Source organism: Jejubacter calystegiae (genome assembly GCF_005671395.1).
Classification (GTDB): domain Bacteria; phylum Pseudomonadota; class Gammaproteobacteria; order Enterobacterales; family Enterobacteriaceae; genus Jejubacter; species Jejubacter calystegiae.
The window spans coordinates 766,231-780,224 of the sequence record NZ_CP040428.1 but is presented as its reverse complement, the minus strand read 5'-3'; the positions used below and the strand labels follow the sequence as shown (position 1 = coordinate 780,224).

At 58.6% G+C, this 13,994-nt stretch carries 13 protein-coding genes; 8 read left to right on the top strand and 5 right to left on the bottom strand.

Annotation, left to right across the window (positions count from 1 at the left end; genetic code table 11):
- Positions 1-2: 2 nt before the first annotated feature.
- From FEM41_RS03700 to envZ, 7 genes are all read left to right on the top strand, one after another.
- Positions 3-1,289, top strand: a complete 1,287-nt coding sequence (locus FEM41_RS03700) for an L-fuconate dehydratase (protein ID WP_138094555.1) — start codon at positions 3-5, stop codon at positions 1,287-1,289.
- Entirely contained in the window at positions 1,289-2,128 is an 840-nt protein-coding gene (locus tag FEM41_RS03695) for an amidohydrolase family protein (RefSeq protein ID WP_138094553.1), read from the top strand. Before FEM41_RS03700 ends, FEM41_RS03695 begins: the two co-directional genes overlap by 1 nt.
- Positions 2,129-2,130: 2 nt before the next feature.
- Positions 2,131-2,907: an L-fucose dehydrogenase gene (locus tag FEM41_RS03690; protein WP_138094551.1), complete on the top strand. Its 777-nt coding sequence runs from the start codon at positions 2,131-2,133 to the stop codon at positions 2,905-2,907.
- Positions 2,904-3,263, top strand: a complete 360-nt coding sequence (locus FEM41_RS03685) for an L-rhamnose mutarotase (RefSeq protein ID WP_138094549.1) — start codon at positions 2,904-2,906, stop codon at positions 3,261-3,263. Before FEM41_RS03690 ends, FEM41_RS03685 begins: the two co-directional genes overlap by 4 nt.
- Positions 3,264-3,327: 64 nt before the next feature.
- A complete protein-coding gene (locus tag FEM41_RS03680) occupies positions 3,328-4,563 on the top strand; it encodes a sugar MFS transporter (RefSeq protein ID WP_138094547.1) in 1,236 nt (411 codons plus the stop codon).
- A gap of 218 nt (positions 4,564-4,781) precedes the next feature.
- Positions 4,782-5,501, top strand: coding sequence for an osmolarity response regulator transcription factor OmpR (gene ompR / locus FEM41_RS03675; RefSeq protein ID WP_138094546.1), 720 nt, complete (start codon positions 4,782-4,784; stop codon positions 5,499-5,501).
- Positions 5,498-6,853: a two-component system sensor histidine kinase EnvZ gene (gene envZ, locus FEM41_RS03670; protein WP_138094544.1), complete on the top strand. Its 1,356-nt coding sequence runs from the start codon at positions 5,498-5,500 to the stop codon at positions 6,851-6,853. The genes ompR and envZ overlap by 4 nt, the downstream gene beginning before the upstream one ends.
- A 56-nt stretch (positions 6,854-6,909) precedes the next feature.
- Here the strand turns inward: envZ and pckA are convergent, their stop codons facing one another.
- The 5 genes from pckA to FEM41_RS03645 form a co-directional block, all read right to left on the bottom strand.
- Entirely contained in the window at positions 6,910-8,529 is a 1,620-nt protein-coding gene (pckA, locus tag FEM41_RS03665; RefSeq protein ID WP_138094542.1) for a phosphoenolpyruvate carboxykinase (ATP), read from the bottom strand.
- 355 nt (positions 8,530-8,884) lie between these two features.
- On the bottom strand, positions 8,885-9,763 hold the full coding sequence (gene hslO, locus FEM41_RS03660; RefSeq protein ID WP_138094540.1) for an Hsp33 family molecular chaperone HslO: 879 nt from the start codon (positions 9,761-9,763) through the stop codon (positions 8,885-8,887).
- A 22-nt stretch (positions 9,764-9,785) separates the two neighbouring features.
- Positions 9,786-10,187 carry a ribosome-associated heat shock protein Hsp15 gene (gene hslR / locus FEM41_RS03655; protein WP_138094538.1) on the bottom strand — a complete coding sequence of 134 codons (402 nt, stop codon included), beginning with the start codon at positions 10,185-10,187 and terminating at the stop codon, positions 9,786-9,788.
- Positions 10,184-10,873: a GMP/IMP nucleotidase gene (yrfG, locus tag FEM41_RS03650; RefSeq protein ID WP_421804914.1), complete on the bottom strand. Its 690-nt coding sequence runs from the start codon at positions 10,871-10,873 to the stop codon at positions 10,184-10,186. The genes hslR and yrfG overlap by 4 nt, the downstream gene beginning before the upstream one ends.
- 57 nt (positions 10,874-10,930) lie before the next feature.
- Entirely contained in the window at positions 10,931-13,069 is a 2,139-nt protein-coding gene (locus FEM41_RS03645; RefSeq protein WP_138094536.1) for an intracellular growth attenuator family protein, read from the bottom strand.
- 327 nt (positions 13,070-13,396) lie between these two features.
- Between FEM41_RS03645 and nudE the strand changes: the two genes are divergently transcribed.
- Positions 13,397-13,972, top strand: a complete 576-nt coding sequence (gene nudE, locus FEM41_RS03640; protein ID WP_138094534.1) for an ADP compounds hydrolase NudE — start codon at positions 13,397-13,399, stop codon at positions 13,970-13,972.
- Positions 13,973-13,994: the final 22 nt, after the last annotated feature.

Genomic DNA, 13,994 nt, shown 5'->3' with positions numbered 1-13,994 from the left:
TCATGACGACGATCGTTGGCCTGCGCGTGGAGGATATTCGCTTTCCCACCTCCCAACACCTGGACGGCTCGGATGCCATGAACCCGGATCCCGACTATTCCGCCGCCTATGTGGTTCTGGAGACCGACGATCCACAACTGAGCGGGCACGGCCTGACTTTCACCATCGGTCGCGGCAATGAGATCTGCTGTACGGCTATCCGTGCCCTGGCGCCGCTGATTGTCGGTGAAAGTCTGCAAACCATCGCCGCCGATATGGGAGCCTTCTGGCGACGCTTTACCGGCGACAGCCAGCTACGCTGGATTGGCCCGGATAAGGGCGCTATTCATCTGGCCACCGGCGCGGTGGTCAATGCAGTCTGGGATCTGTGGGCAAAGGCTGAAGGTAAGCCGCTGTGGCGACTGGTGGCAGAGATGTCGCCCCAGGAGCTGGTGCGCTGCATCGACTTCCGCTACCTGACTGATTGCATCACGCCACAGGAGGCGGAAACGCTGCTGACTGAACGGGCAGAGGGCAAGGCCCGGCGGCTGGAAACCCTGCTGGCGGAAGGCTATCCCTGCTACACCACCTCTGCCGGTTGGCTCGGTTATCCGGACGATAAACTGCGACGCCTGTGTCAGCAGGCGGTGGACGCCGGATTTTCCCATATCAAACTGAAGGTCGGGCGCGACCTGGAAGACGATATCCGCCGGGTACGCATCGCCCGGGAAGTGCTGGGGCCGGACCGGCATCTGATGATCGACGCCAACCAGGTCTGGGAGGTCGATGAAGCTATCGAATGGGTACGCCAGTTGGCCTTTGCCGAGCCCTGGTTTATCGAAGAACCCACCAGCCCGGACGATGTGGAAGGGCATCGCCGCATCCGGGAAGGGGTGGCGCCGGTGAAGGTCGCCACCGGCGAGATGTGCCAGAACCGGATTCTGTTTAAGCAGTTTATTATGCGCGACGCCGTAGATGTGGTGCAGATAGACGCCTGTCGCCTGGGCGGTGTTAACGAAGCGCTGGCGGTGATGCTGATGGCGGCGAAGTATCAGCTACCGGTCTGTCCTCATGCCGGGGGCGTTGGCCTGTGCGAATACGTCCAGCACCTGTCGATGATCGATTACCTGTGCATTTCGGGCAGCCGTGAAGGACGGGTGATTGAGTATGTGGATCATCTGCATGAGCACTTTGTCGATCCGTGCGTCATCAAAGGCGCAGCCTATATGGCACCAACCGCGCCGGGCTACTCCATTGAAATGTATCCGGAATCTATCGAGCGTTACCGCTTTCGCGAAGGGAATGCCTGATGCCGCGCATCGACGCCCATCAGCACTTCTGGCGCTACCGGCCCCAGGATTTCCCGTGGATAAACTCGCAAATGGCGGTGCTACAGCGTGATTTTGGCCCGCAGCAGTTGCAACCGCTGCTGGAGCAGCACGGCTGCGACGGCGCCATTACGGTGCAGGCCCGCCACAGCGAGCAAGAAAATGCGTGGCTGGTGGAGCAGGTGCGAACGCTTCCTGGCTTGCGCGGCGTGGTGGGCTGGCTGGATGTCAGGGCGACGAGTCTTGGCGATAAGCTGGCGCAGTGGTCCCATGAACCGCTGCTGTGCGGCGTGCGTCATCAGGCGCAGGACGAACCCGATCCCGCCGCCTGGCTGGATGACAGCGCGGTGAATGCGGGCGTTGAACAGGTACAGCGCGCTGGCTACGTCTGGGAGCTGCTGGTGACCTGGCGTCATCTGGAGGACGTCACCCGTTTTGCCCGTCGTCATGACCGCCACTGGCTGGTGCTGGACCATTGCGGCAAGCCGGATATTACCGCCGGGGCACGGCGCTGGGCTCAGCAAATCGCCCCTCTGGCAGCGCAGTCCCATGTGATGTGCAAGCTTTCCGGGTTGGTTACCGAGGCGCCCGGCGGGCAGTGGAAGGCTGAAGAGCTACGGCCCTTTATCGATGCGGCGCTGGAGGCATTCGGGCCGCAGCGTTTGCTGTTTGGTTCCGACTGGCCGGTCTGCCTGCCGGCGGCGGAATATGGACAAGTGGTTGCGTTAAGCGAACGGGCACTGAGTAAGCTGAGTCCGGCAGAGCAGGCGGATATCGCAGGCAATAACGCCGCACGGGTTTACCGACTGACGGAGGTCTGAGTATGGATCTGTTTCTGGAAGATAAGGTCGTTATCGTCACTGGCGGCGGTTCCGGCATTGGCGGCGCGATCGCGCAACTGCTGGCGCAGGAAGGGGCGATTCCGGTCATTGTCAGTAATGTCGAACCGGACGCGCAATTTATGGCGCAACTGACCCGGCATCAGCCCGACAGTCTGTTTATTCTGGCCGATCTGTGTCAGGAAGCCGCGTGCGACAGCGCTGTGACCCAAACTCTGACGCGCTTCGGGCGTATCGATGGACTGGTGAATAACGCCGGAGTGAATGACGGTGTCGGGCTGGAGGCCGGGCGCACCGCTTTTATCGGCTCTCTGGAGAAGAACCTGGTGCACTACTACCAGATGGCGCATCTGTGTCAGTCGGCGCTGGAGCGGGCCCGGGGCGCCATTGTGAATATCGCCTCAAAAACCGCCCTGAGCGGTCAGGGGGGAACCAGCGGTTACACCGCCGCCAAAGGGGCAATCCTGGCGCTGACCCGGGAGTGGGCCGTCTCCCTGCGACACAGCGGGGTGCGGGTGAACGCCGTAGTTCCGGCAGAGGTGATGACGCCGCAGTACCAACGCTGGATCGAAACCTTTGAAGAACCGCAGCGTCAACTGGCGGCCATCAGCGCCCATATTCCTCTGGGGCAGCGGATGACCACGCCGGAGGAGATCGCCAGTACCGCGGTGTTTCTGCTGTCGGCGCGTGCATCGCACACCACCGGTCAGTGGTTGTCGGTCGATGGCGGCTATCTGCATCTCGACAGGGCGATAACGTGAACGGGGGGCGCAGGCGCTACTGCCTGGCGCTCGATCTGGTGGATTCCCCGGCGTTGATTGCGGAGTACGAGGAGTACCACCGGCAAATCTGGCCTGAAGTGGCGGCACACCTGCGTGAGCAGGGGGTCGCGCAGATGGAGATTTACCGGCTGGGCACCCGGCTGTTCATGATTATGGCGGTGGACGCGGACTTTGATGAACGGCGTTTTGCGCGGCAGAGCCTGGATCACCCGGTGATTCAGCGCTGGGAGTCGTTGATGTGGCGCTACCAGGTGCCGACCCCCTGGACCCCGGAAGGGGAAAAGTGGACGGCGATGACGAGGATATTTTCGTTGCAGGATCAATCCCCCGAGTAACGGCAGGCTGCCGTTCGGGCGTGTCGGGGCAATACCACTCTGTACGTCTTGTGAGGATATAATCATGCTGGTAAACGAGAAAACGTCGGCCGCAGGCGCGCCGACGCGCGCGACCACCGGTATGCGCTGGGCCTTTATGCTGGTCACCAGCCTGTTCTTTATGTGGGGTCTCTCCTACGGCCTGTTAGATGTCCTGAACAAACACTTCCAGGAAACGCTGCATGTCACTAAGGCCCAGTCCGGGCTGTTACAGGCCGCTTATTTTGGGGCTTACTTCCTGGTGGCGCTGCCAGCGGGCTACTTTATGGACAAACGCGGCTATAAGGCCGGTATTCTGGCGGGGCTTTGCCTGTACGCCCTGGGCGCGCTGCTGTTTGTGCCCGCCGCCTCCGTAGGCAACTTCGGGATGTTCCTGTTCGCGTTGTTTGTTATCGCCAGCGGCCTGGGCTGCCTGGAGACGGCCGCCAACCCCTATGCCACGGTACTGGGCGATCCCTCCGGAGCCGAACGGCGTCTGAACCTGGCGCAATCCTTTAACGGTCTGGGGCAGTTTATTGGCCCGGTGATCGGCGGCTCGCTGTTTTTTTCCGGCACCCAGAGCGTCGGGGATGAGCAGGGAGCGGTAAAACTGACCTATGTCGGGATTGCCGTGGTGGTGCTGGGGATTGCGCTGCTGTTTCGGCGCACCTCGCTTCCGGATATCCGCGATGCGCGTGAGGCGAATGACAGCTCGCGCGGGCTGTGGTCGCATCGCCATTTTGCCGGTGGCGTGGTGGCGCAGTTCTTCTATGTGGCGGCTCAGGTGGGTGTGGGGGCCTTCTTTATCAACTATGCCACCGAGCACTGGCAGGGGGTCACCAGCCGCCAGGCCTCTTATCTGCTGTCTGTGGCGATGATTAGCTTTATGGTCGGGCGCTTCTTCAGTACCTGGCTGATGGGGCGAATTAAACCCGCCACGCTGCTGGCGACCTACGCCCTGGTGAATATGGCGCTGTGTGGCGTAGTGATGATGGGCATCGACGGCGGCGTTTCTGTGGTGGCGCTGATCGCCGTGTTCTTTTTTATGTCCACTATGTTCCCCACCATTTTCGCACTGGGGGTGAAAAACATGGGCGGCCACACCCGCCGCGCCAGTTCATTTATGGTGATGGCGATCGTGGGCGGGGCGGTGATGCCCTGGTGTATGGGGGCGATTGCCGACAGCAGCAGCACCGCGCTCTCCTACGGGCTGCCGTTGATCTGTTTCGCCGTGGTGCTGATTTACGGTCTGAGCCAGCGGCGCCACAGCGTCGCGGGGTAAAAAGATTCTGGCGTATGCGCGGGCGGGGGAAACCCCGCCCGTTTTTTTAACTACAATTTTTATGAGGTCACACCGGAAATAGAGATGGATCGGTAGCATAACCTGCTGTTAAATATGCTTTGTAACAATTTTGCCTGGAATATATACCAGTTTTAACTGGTGGTGGGCGCCTGCTTTTTTAGAATACTCTGCTACAGAGAGCCTTTGGGAGTTTAACAATGCAAGAGAATTATAAGATTCTGGTTGTGGATGACGATATGCGTTTGCGAGCTCTGCTGGAGCGCTATCTGACTGAGCAAGGCTTCCAGGTTCGTAGCGTGGCTAACGCCGAGCAGATGGACCGTCTGCTGACCCGTGAATCATTCCACCTGATGGTGCTGGATCTGATGCTGCCTGGCGAAGATGGCCTGTCCATTTGCCGCCGACTGCGTAGCCAGAGCAACCCGATGCCGATCATTATGGTTACCGCCAAGGGTGAAGAGGTCGACCGTATTGTCGGGCTGGAGATTGGCGCCGACGACTATATTCCCAAACCCTTTAACCCCCGTGAGCTGCTGGCCCGTATCCGTGCGGTGCTGCGTCGCCAGGCCAATGAGCTGCCGGGAGCCCCTTCCCAGGAAGAAGCGGTTATCGCTTTTGGTAAGTTCCGGCTCAATCTGGGCACCCGCGAAATGTTCCGCGAAGATGAGCCGATGCCGCTGACCAGCGGTGAATTCGCGGTACTGAAAGCGCTGGTCAGTCATCCGCGTGAGCCGCTGTCCCGCGATAAGCTGATGAACCTGGCCCGTGGTCGCGAATACAGCGCCATGGAGCGCTCCATCGACGTACAGATCTCCCGCCTGCGCCGCATGGTGGAAGAGGACCCGGCGCATCCGCGTTATATCCAGACCGTTTGGGGCCTGGGCTACGTCTTTGTACCGGACGGCTCTAAAGCATGAAGCGACTGCGCTTCTCGCCACGAAGTTCATTTGCCCGCACCCTGCTTCTGATCGTCACTCTGCTGTTCGTCAGCCTGGTGACGACCTATCTGGTGGTGCTGAACTTTGCCATTCTTCCCAGTTTGCAGCAGTTCAATAAAGTCCTCGCCTACGAAGTGCGTATGCTGATGACCGATAAGCTGCAGCTGGAAGATGGAACCCAACTGGTGGTACCGCCGGCCTTCCGGCGTGAGATTTACCGGGAGCTTGGGATCTCGCTCTACTCTAACGAGGCGGCCGAGGAGGCGGGACTGCGCTGGGCGCAACACTATGAGTTTCTGAGTCAGCAGATGGCGCAGCAGTTGGGGGGACCTACCGAGGTCCGGGTCGAGGTCAATAAGAGCTCGCCGGTGGTGTGGCTTAAAACCTGGCTGTCGCCCAATATCTGGGTTCGGGTGCCGCTGACCGAGATCCATCAGGGCGATTTTTCGCCGCTGTTCCGCTATACCCTGGCGATTATGCTGCTGGCCATTGGCGGCGCCTGGCTGTTTATCCGTATTCAGAACCGACCATTAGTGGAGCTGGAACACGCCGCCATGCAGGTAGGGCGGGGGATTATTCCGCCGCCGCTGCGGGAATACGGCGCTTCTGAGGTGCGTTCCGTAACCCGGGCCTTTAACCATATGGCGGCCGGGGTGAAACAGCTGGCGGATGACCGTACCCTGTTGATGGCCGGGGTCAGTCACGACCTGCGAACGCCTCTAACCCGTATTCGCCTGGCGACGGAGATGATGGGCGAGCAGGATGGCTACCTGGCGGAATCGATCAATAAAGATATCGAAGAGTGTAACGCCATCATCGAGCAGTTTATCGACTTCCTGCGGACCGGACAGGAGGTGTCGCTGGAAGATGCCGATCTGAACGCGGTGCTGGGTGAGGTGGTCGCTTCAGAGAGCGGCTATGAGCGCGAGATTGAAACCGATCTGAAGCCCGGCGAGATTCCGCTGCATATCCATCCGCTGTCGATCAAGCGCGCCGCAGCCAATATGGTGGTGAACGCCGCCCGCTATGGCAACGGCTGGATTCGGGTAGCCAGCGGTACTGAACTGAACCGTGCCTGGTTCCAGGTGGAAGACGACGGCCCGGGGATTAAGCCGGAACAGCTTAATCAGTTGCTACAGCCGTTTGTGCGCGGCGATAGCGCGCGCAGCACCAGCGGCACCGGGTTGGGGCTGGCCATCGTCCAGCGTATCGTGAACAACCATAACGGTACTCTGGATATTGGCACCAGCGAGCGGGGCGGTCTGCGCATTCGTGCCTGGCTGCCGATGCCGCTGGCGGGTGGGCACTCGTCACATCCGAAAGGGGAGTGATACTTCGCCCATAAAAAATGGTCGCCCGGGCGACCATTTTTTTTACCCAGAGGCAGTTAAAGCTGCGGACCGGCGCTAACCAGTTCGGCGCCTGCGGGGGTATCGGTATATTTATCGAAGTTAGCGATAAACAGCTGTGCCAGCTGGGTCGCTTTCTCCTGCCAGGCTTCCCGTGAGCTCCAGGTGTTGCGCGGATCGAGAATCTCCGGATTCACGCCAGGCAGCGAAGTGGGGATAGCCAGATTGAACAGCGGCAGGGTAAAGGTTTCGGCATCGTCCAGTGAGCCATTAAGGATGGCATCGATAATGGCGCGGGTATCCTTGATGGAGATACGCTTGCCGGTACCGTTCCAGCCGGTATTCACCAGATAGGCCTGAGCGCCAGCTTCCTGCATTCGCTTCACCAGCACTTCGGAGTACTGGGTCGGGTGCAGGGTCAGGAAGGCGGCACCGAAGCAGGCGGAGAAGGTCGGCGTTGGTTCGGTCACGCCGCGCTCGGTACCGGCCAGTTTGGCGGTAAAGCCGGACAGGAAGTGGTACTGGGTCTGGCTGGCGGTCAGGCGCGAAACCGGCGGCAGCACGCCGAAGGCGTCGGCAGTCAGGAAGATAACCTTAGTGGCATGGCCCGCTTTCGACACTGGCTTAACGATATTGTCGATATGGTAGATCGGATAGGAAACGCGGGTGTTTTCGGTTTTCGAAGCATCGTCAAAGTCGATGGAGCTGTCGTCACGTACGGTCACGTTTTCCAGCAGGGCATCGCGGCGGATCGCGCGCCAGATATCCGGCTCGGCCTCTTCCGACAGACGGATGGTCTTGGCGTAGCAGCCGCCTTCAAAGTTAAAGACGCCGTCGTCGTCCCAGCCGTGTTCGTCATCGCCGATCAGGCGGCGTTTAGGATCGGTGGACAGGGTGGTTTTGCCGGTGCCGGAAAGGCCGAAGAAGACCGCCACGTCGCCTTTTTCGCCCACGTTGGCGGAACAGTGCATTGAAGCGATGCCACGCAGCGGCAGCAGGTAGTTCATGATGGCGAACATCCCTTTCTTCATTTCGCCGCCATACCAGGTGCCGCCGATCAACTGCATGCGTTCGGTCAGGTTAAAGGCGACAAAGTTTTCCGAGTTCAGCCCCTGCTCCTGCCACTGCGGATTAGTGCACTTCGCGCCGTTCATCACGATAAAGTCCGGCGTAAAGCTCGCCAGCTCTTCGTCGCTCGGGCGAATAAACATGTTCTTCACGAAGTGCGCCTGCCAGGCGACCTCGGTAATAAAGCGTACGGAAAGGCGGGTGTCGGGGTTGGCGCCGCAGTAAGCGTCCACCACGAACAATCGCTTGCCGGAAAGTTCGCTGGTGACCAGCCCTTTCAGGTGCTGCCAGGTTTCCTGACTGAGTGGTTTATTATCGTTTTTGCTTTTCGCGTTATCGTTCCACCACAGAGTATCGCGGGTGGTGTCGTCGCGGACGATGTACTTATCTTTCGGAGAACGACCGGTAAAGATGCCGGTATCGACAGCGACGGCGCCAGAGTTGGTCAGGGTGCCACGCTCAAAGCCCTCCAGGCTCGGGTCGAGCTCTTCTTTATAGAGGGTATCGTAATCGGGGTTATGGACGATCTCGGTGACATCAACAATACCGTATTGAGCGAGATCCTGTGGGGTCATGCCATTAGCGCCCATTTCACTACTCCTTAGCTAACTTATACTGCCTGAGATTGTAGGGGTGTTTCGAGGTTGTTAACCGCGACCGGAATCATAGATTTGTGAATTTGCACAAACCAGCGTCGGGGCAAACGCTGTGAGGCCCGTCACAGTTGCTCGAGAGTATGCCAGCATTTTACGTGGTGTCGGTGAAAATATTCCGAATATGTTAAAAAAATGTGCAGTTTGGAGGCGGTTTGTGAGTGTAAGCGCTTTCTCAGGAAAATGTATGAAACGACGCCTGATATCAGGGCATTGTTATACGTGAGCGCATGCCGGATACCCTCACCCCAGCCCTCTCCCTGAAGGGAGAGGGAGAATTAACGAGAGGGGATTAATGCAACTGATGCCCGGAGCTGCTCTCTTCAGCACGCAGCGTGACGATCTGCTCCGGCGTAAAGATGTAGTGGCTACCGCAGTAGTCGCAGTGCATATCGATTTCACCGTCTTCTTCGAGGATGCCTTTAAGCTCATCGTCAGGCAGGGTTTTCAACGCGTCCGCGCAGCGTTCGCGTGAGCAGGTGCACTTAAAGGTCACCGATTGCGGGTCGTAGAGCTCTACCTCTTCCTCATGATAGAGGCGCCACAGCACTTCCTGAGCCGGCAGGGTCAGCAGCTCGTCAGCGCGAATGGTTTCGGTCAGGGTCGCCAGGTGATTGAAATCGTCGGCCTGAGACTCCTGCGCCGGCAGGACCTGCAGCAGCATACCGCCCGCGGCCGGTTTGCCTTCAGCTTCGCCGGTGCAGATAAACAGACGGGTCTGCAGCTGCTCTGAGCGCTGGAAGTAATCTTCCAGGCAGGCCGCCAGGGTATCGCCTTCCAGACCGACCACGCCCTGATATCGCTCGCCGTCGCTCGGCGTAATAGTAATGACCAGATAGCCATTACCCACCAGGGTCTTCAGCGTAGCATCTTCCGGGATCTCACCCTGTACCCGTGCCACGCCGCGCATCTGCTGCTGGTTGTCACCGTTGATCACCGCCAGATTCATCGGGCCATCGCCCTGAAGCTGCACGGTGATATCGCCGGTGAACTTCAGGGTGGCGGTCAACAGGCTGGTGGCCACCAGCAGTTCGCCAAGAATATTCTTCACCGGCTGGGGATAGTCGTGGTTTTCCAGGATCTGCTGCCAGGTTTCAGAAACCGTCACCAGTTCGCCGCGTACGGCATAGTTCTGGAACAGATAGCGGTGTAATTGGTCGTGTTGGGACATAACTTCTCTCTCCGGGCGACGCTCAGTCAGCATCGCCATATTTAAATTTCATCAGGTCGCGGCGCTCTTTTTTGTCCGGGCGGCGATCCGGATGCGGCATCGACAGGGCGTTCATCTTGCGCGCCAGCGCCATTTTTTCCCGCTTGCTCTGGCTTTCTGCCGTCTCCTCATAGAGCTGCACCGCAACGCTCGCCGGGCCGCGTCGGCTGCTGATACCTTTGATCAGCACTTCGCGTTCATCATTGCCCTGACGTAGCGTCAGCCGTGCATTCAGTTCCACAATCTTCCCGGGCTTGCTGCGCTGCCCGTTATAGTGCACTTTCCCGCCTTCTATCATCTCGCGGGCGAGGGCGCGGGTTTTATAAAAGCGGGCCGCCCAGAGCCATTTGTCGAGGCGAACCTCTTCAGTCTGTTTCTCTTTCATGACGACTCCGATGGCTGTGGAATCAGATGGCGATAGTCATTCAGCGCCGGATGGCGAACGTAACGTTTTTCCGCCATGCCGGAATCCGGATTGCCAACGCCCAGACAGAAGCGAATACCAAAGCGGGCGGCGGCATCCAGGATGGGTTCGCCGTCGTCGATAAACAGTGTCTTTTGGATATCAAGACCGGTATGTTCGACAACGGCCTGCCAGAGCCGACGATCCTCTTTCGGATATCCAAATGTGTGGGTGGAAAGTAATAAATCAAGGTGCTGTCCCAGCCCTGTATGCTGTAACTTCACCGCCAGATTGTGCGGATGTGCGTTCGTCAGCAGGATCCGGCGTTTCCCCTGACGCTGCAGCCAGTTCAGGAAAGGGACGGTATCTTTGCGCAGTGCGGCGTTCGGTCCCATCTCGCTGGTCATGCCGCGGATATCCAGACTCAGCCGCTCGCTCCAGTAATCCAGACAGTACCAGTTTAGCGTATGCTGCACCGCCTGATACTCCTGGTCTATCAGCGCTCTGGCCTGCGGTAGTGAAATACCGCGGGTCCGGCTCAGGGTTTCGGGCACCAGGGTCAGCCAGAAGTGGCGATCGAAGGCCAAATCCAGCAGGGTGCCATCCATATCGAGCAGGATTGTGTCGATCTCCTGCCAGGGGAGCGAAATAGCGATAACGGGCTCCATTCAGCGCGCGGGAAAGGGATGGGCGACAGGTTAGCATAACCCGTCGCCGGGTGGGACTCAGAAGCGCGGTTGAATATCCGGCCCCGGCAGCAGTACCGGGTTAAAGCAACTCTCGTAATACTGCTGGATGGATTGCAGGCGGTGGCGGTTGCGGCGATAGCGGCGTACGGCGAGCCAGCAGTTGGCGAGCAGGCTGACAATCAGGCCCAGCAGCAGCAGTGTGGTGCCCACGAAACGCCACTGGCCCAGACTATCCGGAATGCTGTGCAGCGTGATATGGCGGGTACCGTTGGCGTCGGTACGAATGCCAGTGACGATCCCTTCGGCGCTGAACTGGGTGTGCATCAGCATGTTGGCCAGGCGGCGGAACTCCGGCCACTGATCGCGAGCCGGGTAATCATAGAGCCCCATTGGTGGGAAGGGCTGATCCACCAGATCGGTACCTTCATCGCTGATAATCATAAAGCCACCCGGCGCCGGGCTGTTGAGCGACTGGGCGGCACGGGTCGTTTCACGCATAAAGAACGGCGCGGTCGAGGTGGTGACCAGATTATCCAGCGACTCCGCGCTAACCGGGCGTAGCGTGATGTTAACCCCGTCCAGCTTGCCGGTGTCGGCGCGTCGGGTCAGGGATGCCCAGTCACGGGAGTTCCCCAGGTTAACCAGCGCATTCTTCAGGCGGGTACACTCATCTTCCCCGGTGCACAGCGCCTGGGTTTTCAGCACGATATCGGCGAAATCATCCAATAGCACCAGACCCGACTTTTGAATGGCGGAGGCCAACTGCGGGTTTACCTTTCTGTCTTCCCGGGTTTCCGGATGGAGCTGAGCGTGCACGGCATCGCTTAGCGCCGTTGCTTTTTCGACGATAGGGGAGTCAGGCACGGGCAGTGGGCGGGCGTTGTTCCAGACAATACGCGAGCAGTCGAACGGCATAAAGGGGGAGCTCTGACGTGACGGATAGGCGCCTGGCGTATGAATGTTGCACATACCGGAGCCCTTAACGCGCAGTGTGTCACCGACTCTGACGCCCGCTTTCGCCAGGGCCTCCAGGCTGGTAGCTTCAACGGTCTGGGCGCCTTTTAACCAGGAGACGGTCAGCTTCAGCGGCATTTCCAGCGGTACCCAGATGGTCAGCATCACCAGCACTAACAGGGAGCCGCAGGCGATGGTCAGATTACGTTTCCAGTGCTGTAGCGGAAAGTTCTTCACCTCGTCATGCAGCGACAGGAAGCGCCCCTGACGCACCACATGCCTGTCGAGATAGATATCAATATCGGTCTTTTGCCCCAGATCCTGAGTAATCCACGGCTGCCAGTGGGGAGGATAGATCAGATCGATGATGCCCAGCGAGATATTGTTGATGTGGTCCCGATCGGCTTCGCCAAACAGCCCCCAGCGCTTTGGCGTACCGCGCAAGCAGTGGATCTCACGCAAGGTGTTTTTAGCCGGGCGGGCAAACAGCCCCCACATACCGGCCCCCAACAGCAGCAACGCTCCCCCTAACAGCCAGGGAATAATGACGCCCGGCGTCACCAGACACAGGAACATTAGCAGCAGCGAAGCGACGACCAGAAAGGCTTCGCGCATGCCATCCGGGCGGCTCAGGGCATACTCTTCCGGGCTCTCCTGGCGGATATTGAGCAGTTCAATCTGTTCGCTCTCTTCGCCGCGGATAGATGCCTGACGGTTATTGGGCTGCGTGGCGGGGAAGGCATCGGCTTCCTGCTGATATTCCAGAAGGCTGTGGCCGTTAAGCGCAATCACCAGCGGCATTGAGTCGGTACGGATTAGCTCCACGCTGTTATCGTCGGTGATGTACTGCTCCCAGAACGGGGGCAGATGGACTTCAACCGCGTCGAGGTAATAGCGCCACTTGTTGGGATCGTCCGTAGACAGACCGTAGCGGGTAATGGATCGCGTCAGGCACAGCACTTCGTCGCTCAGGGCGTTAAGCGCCAGAGTGGCAGATGTGGTGCTGGCCCCGGTTGGGGTAATCTCCTGGCGCGTGCGTGACAGCGACGACAGGTAGTTCTCAATCGCCGAACGTTCGTCGCCCGTCAGCTTACGGGTGGTAGTGCCGGTGAAGGCGTGCAGCTCCCTGCGCAACTGGAAGCGCGGACTACGCCAGAACCTCCACCCGGCTACTGCCAGACAGGCCAGCATGGCTGCGATGAAAAAAGATACAGTGCTCATGCTTTTTCCGTCAAACCGTCAATATTCTTCTCTAAGCGCAGCAAACAGTGACCCTTCCAGCGCGTTGGAAAACAGATAATCATTGGCAGGTATGACGCGTGACAGGAATTATTTTTCAGGCATACCAGCGGTAGAGCAATGGTAGCAGAGCCGCTTCGATGGTTACATCGGCAAATTCTCATTTCAGGAACAATAACTTGACAGGGGAGTGTGATACGTGGTTGGTGATATGAAAGTTTCAGAAATGTAAATAAGAGGCAATTGACATTGCCGAAACCGTGCGCCATGTCGCACAATGCCCGAAATGTACCTGCTAAAGCGGTCGAGATGAGTAATCTGCAAAAACCGAAAATTCAACATGTCGAAACGGTCGCACGTTCCCGACTGTTTACTATTGAAGCAGTAGATCTGACTTTCAGCAATGGTGAATGTCGTGTTTATGAACGCATGCGTCCTACCGATCGCGAAGCGGTGATGATTGCGCCGCTTCTCGATGACCACCTGCTGCTGATTCGCGAATATACCGTGGGCACTGAAAGTTACGAACTGGGTTTCCCCAAAGGGTTGATGGATCCCGGAGAAACGGTAGAGCAGTCGGCGAACCGGGAACTGAAAGAGGAAATCGGCTTCGGCGCGCGCGAGCTGACTTTCCTGAAACAGGTAGGGATGGCACCTTCTTATTTCTCCAGCAAAATGAATATTCTGGTGGCTGAATCGCTCTATCCTGAAAAGCTGGAAGGCGATGAGCCAGAGCCGCTGCCGCTGGTGCGTTGGCCGCTTGCCAGAATGATGGATCTGCTGAACGAACCCGACTTCAGTGAAGCGCGCAATATCAGCGCGCTGTTCCTGCTGCGGGAGTGGCTGATAGCCCAGGGGCGTCTGCCGCCGGCGGTGACTGGCTGATTTTTTTCAATGCACCATAAAA

Excerpts from the sequence above, each read along its gene's own strand:
- pckA (WP_138094542.1), bottom strand. The coding sequence starts at position 8,529 with ATGGGCGCTAATGGCATGACCCCACAGGATCTCGCTCAATACGGTATT.
- nudE (WP_138094534.1), top strand. The coding sequence starts at position 13,397 with ATGAGTAATCTGCAAAAACCGAAAATTCAACATGTCGAAACGGTCGCA.
- hslR (WP_138094538.1), bottom strand. The coding sequence starts at position 10,187 with ATGAAAGAGAAACAGACTGAAGAGGTTCGCCTCGACAAATGGCTCTGG.
- FEM41_RS03695 (WP_138094553.1), top strand. The coding sequence starts at position 1,289 with ATGCCGCGCATCGACGCCCATCAGCACTTCTGGCGCTACCGGCCCCAG.
- FEM41_RS03690 (WP_138094551.1), top strand. The coding sequence starts at position 2,131 with ATGGATCTGTTTCTGGAAGATAAGGTCGTTATCGTCACTGGCGGCGGT.
- envZ (WP_138094544.1), top strand. The coding sequence starts at position 5,498 with ATGAAGCGACTGCGCTTCTCGCCACGAAGTTCATTTGCCCGCACCCTG.
- FEM41_RS03680 (WP_138094547.1), top strand. The coding sequence starts at position 3,328 with ATGCTGGTAAACGAGAAAACGTCGGCCGCAGGCGCGCCGACGCGCGCG.
- FEM41_RS03645 (WP_138094536.1), bottom strand. The coding sequence starts at position 13,069 with ATGAGCACTGTATCTTTTTTCATCGCAGCCATGCTGGCCTGTCTGGCA.
- ompR (WP_138094546.1), top strand. The coding sequence starts at position 4,782 with ATGCAAGAGAATTATAAGATTCTGGTTGTGGATGACGATATGCGTTTG.
- yrfG (WP_421804914.1), bottom strand. The coding sequence starts at position 10,873 with ATGGAGCCCGTTATCGCTATTTCGCTCCCCTGGCAGGAGATCGACACA.
- FEM41_RS03700 (WP_138094555.1), top strand. The coding sequence starts at position 3 with ATGACGACGATCGTTGGCCTGCGCGTGGAGGATATTCGCTTTCCCACC.
- hslO (WP_138094540.1), bottom strand. The coding sequence starts at position 9,763 with ATGTCCCAACACGACCAATTACACCGCTATCTGTTCCAGAACTATGCC.